Below are 3011 nucleotides of genomic sequence, written 5' to 3'. Positions count from 1 at the left end.
CTCGACTTTCGACGTTCTCGTTGATCGTTGTTGGGGTCGCTCGGGCGGGTGATGTGGCGTCATCGGGCCGTGCGGGGCCCTGGCAGCAGAGAAGCATCGGCGGTGCTTCTGTCTCCTCCGGGGAGGGACCCGCCGATGCTTCCGGATCCAACCGTACCCGCCTCACTGCTCGCCGTGCTGGAGTTGGTGCGGGGCAACTTCACCACGCCGACGTTCCGTACGTTCGCTGCGCTGGTCACGGGGCTGATCGCGCAGACGGGACGGTGCACGGTCACGGGCATGCTCACCGGCGCGGGGTTGACGCGGGCCTGGTCCCACGACCGGGCCCACGCCTTCTTCTCCCGCGCCGCCTGGAACCCGGACATCCTGGGAGTCTCGCTGTCCCACCTGATCGTGCGCCGCCTGCTGCCCGAGGGCGCGGTGCTGACCGTCGCGGTGGACGACACCCTGTTCAAGCGACGCGGGAAGAATGTGTTCGGGGCGGCCTGGCAGCACGACGGCGCGGCCAAGGGCCCCAAACCGGTGGGGCGCGGGACCTGCTTCGTCGTGATCGGCCTGGTCGTCGAACTGCCCGTCCTGGCACGGCCGGTGTGCCTGCCGGTGATGGCCCGCCTGTGGCGTCCGGGGCAGGAGCTGAGCAAGGTCGACCTCGCCGCGTCCATGCTCAGCTTCCTGGCCGCCTGCCACTGGGGTCGGCGCATCCACGTCGTCGCGGACGCCGCCTACCACGGCAAGGCACTCCGCGACCTGCCCGCCACCTGCACCTTCACCACCCGGCTGCCCGCCTCGGCGGTGCTGTACGACCTCGCCCCGCCGCGCACCGGCAAACGCGGCCGCCCCGCCCTCAAGGGCGAGCGCCTGGGCACCGCGGCCCAGTTGGCCGCCACCGCCGTCTTCGCAACCGTCCAGGTCACGCGCTACCAGCGCACCGAGACCGTGCACCTGGCCGAGCTCACCTGCCTGTGGTACGGCTCGTTCCACACGCGCACCGTCCGCGTGATCCTCCTGCGCGACCAGGACACCGCCACCGGCCACGACCTGGCGCTGGTCACCACGGACCTGACCACCCCCGCCCCGGCGCTGATCACCCGGTACGCGTGGCGCTGGTCGATCGAAGTCACCTTCGCCGAGGCCCGCGACCTACTCGGAGTGGGCCAGGCGAGGAACCGTACCCGGGCTGCGGTCGAGCGCACCGTGCCGTTCGGCCTGTACTGCTACACGATCACGGTGGCCTGGTACGCGCAGCACGGCCACCACCCCGCGGACGCCGCCGAGCGTCGCGAGCGCGCCCCCTGGTATGTCACCAAGACCGACCCCTCCGTCTCGGACATGACCGCCAAGCTCCGCCGGGTCGTCATCGCCGCCCGATTTCTGCCCACCCGCCCAGGCCGGCCCACCGAACAGGAAATCCGCGCCGTCCAGCAGGCTTGGGCAGCAGCCAGCCTCGACACCTCTGCGTGATTACCAGACCTGTCAGAACGTTGAAGTCGAGTCCATGGCAGCCGCCCTGGAGAACACACATTGCGTCCACTGCTCCCGCCCCGCCCCGCGGGCAACGATCGCCGTGCCTGCCTGATCGCTGACGCTCTGCCTCAGCGTGCGTAGCCCCAGAAGTCCCTGTTCTCGCAGGTGCCTTCCGCGGCGCTCTATTACGTCATACGATGCTACGCATGGCGAAGCAGAAACGCGACTCTGACGGCCTGGCGCGGTTCGGGGAGCCCGGCCTGCTGGTGCTCCTGGCACTGAGCGACGGGCCGAAGCACGGTTACGCCATCACGGCTGATGTCGCCGAGCGGACCGGGATCCAGCTCGGACCGGGCACGCTCTACGGGTCGATGGCCAAGCTGGAGAAGCTCGGTCTCATCGCCGCGCTCCAGAGCGAGGACCGGCGGCGGCCCTACGAGATCACGGCTGCTGGACGAGCTGCGCTGGTCACGCAGTTGCAACGGTGGTCGCGGATTGTGGAAACGGGAAGGACGAGGCTGGCATGGACCTGATCCGCCTGTTGGTCGCCTTGCATCCGAAAGACTGGCGCCGCCGCTACGGCGAGGAATTCTCCGCCCTGCTCGAGGACACCCGGCCGACTCCGTCGGTCGTCGTCAATGTCGCCGTCCACGCCACCCGGGCGCGGGTCAGGGCGCACCTCGAGGGGGTGCTGGTGGCTGCGGTCCTGGTGGTATCGGTGACGTGCCATGTCATCGCGCTGCGTACCGGATTGACGCGGAACATCCTGTGGGCACCAACCAACCTGCCGCGAGCCCTCGCTCTGCTCGGAACCGTCGGTCCCTGGGCGGCGTTGATCGCCCGGCGCCGCGTCCGCCGCCGCGCCGTGGGAGCGTGACGCCATGTACCGCCTCGTAGCAGGCATGGCCCTGGCCGGTGACGGTCATCGGCAGCTTGGCGTTCACGCTGCCGCCGTTGCGGTTCTCGTCATCGCCGCCGCGGTTCTTGCCGTCCTGGTGGCGTGCATCGTCTCGCCCCGATGGCGCCGGAGTGTTCCCCGCATCGTCGGCATAGTCCTCGGTGGTCTTCTGGCGGTCTATCTCGTCGTACGAGGCATCGCCGAGTTCTGGGTGGTCGACTACTCGGACCCTGCCAGCTACCGGCACGACTGGGGAGGCCCGAGCCTGATCGGCGTATTCGCCGTGCACACCGGCCCCGGACTAGCGATCATGGTCGCGGCCGTCGTCTGGCTGTACCGGCAGCGGCACCGTACCGCCTAATGCTGTAGCCGGGTCGGTTGCTGGGTGGCCGGCCTTACCGGAAGCCGCTCCCCTTGCCGGGTGGCACTGGGGCGTGGGGAGGGGGTGGGGCGGTGGTCACCAGGGCAGGCTTCTGCCGTCGCGGCTGTCCGACATGATCGCCAAGCTCCGGCGAGTCATCATCGTCTCTCGATTTCTGCCCAGGAGCCCAGGCCAGCCCACCGTTGAGGAAATCCGGGCCGTCCAGCAGGCATGGGCCGCAGCCAGCCCCGACGCCGTCGCATGACTGTCAGAACGTCGAAAGTCGAG

Annotated in this window: 4 protein-coding genes; all 4 read left to right on the top strand. The window is 69.5% G+C overall.

Annotation, left to right across the window (positions count from 1 at the left end):
- Nucleotides 1–135: 135 nt before the first annotated feature.
- The 4 genes from NGB36_RS32935 (at nucleotide 136) to NGB36_RS32920 (ending at nucleotide 2723) form a co-directional block, all read left to right on the top strand.
- On the top strand, nucleotides 136–1461 hold the full coding sequence (locus NGB36_RS32935) for an IS701 family transposase (RefSeq protein ID WP_255924332.1): 1326 nt from the start codon (nucleotides 136–138) through the stop codon (nucleotides 1459–1461).
- A 209-nt stretch (nucleotides 1462–1670) separates the two neighbouring features.
- Complete coding sequence (locus tag NGB36_RS32930) at nucleotides 1671–1997, top strand: PadR family transcriptional regulator (RefSeq protein WP_255924331.1); 327 nt, start codon at nucleotides 1671–1673, stop codon at nucleotides 1995–1997.
- Nucleotides 1988–2341 (top strand): hypothetical protein, encoded by a 354-nt coding sequence (locus NGB36_RS32925; RefSeq protein WP_255924330.1) that lies wholly within the window; start codon nucleotides 1988–1990, stop codon nucleotides 2339–2341. The genes NGB36_RS32930 and NGB36_RS32925 overlap by 10 nt, the downstream gene beginning before the upstream one ends.
- Before the next feature lie 4 nt (nucleotides 2342–2345).
- Nucleotides 2346–2723, top strand: a complete 378-nt coding sequence (locus NGB36_RS32920; protein WP_255924329.1) for a hypothetical protein — start codon at nucleotides 2346–2348, stop codon at nucleotides 2721–2723.
- The last annotated feature ends 288 nt before the right edge of the window (nucleotides 2724–3011 follow it).

The organism is Streptomyces humicola (assembly GCF_024436035.1).
In the GTDB taxonomy this organism is placed as follows: domain Bacteria; phylum Actinomycetota; class Actinomycetes; order Streptomycetales; family Streptomycetaceae; genus Streptantibioticus_B; species Streptantibioticus_B humicola.
The sequence above is the reverse complement of the archived record's forward strand: the minus strand, read 5'-3'. Positions and strand labels throughout refer to the sequence as shown.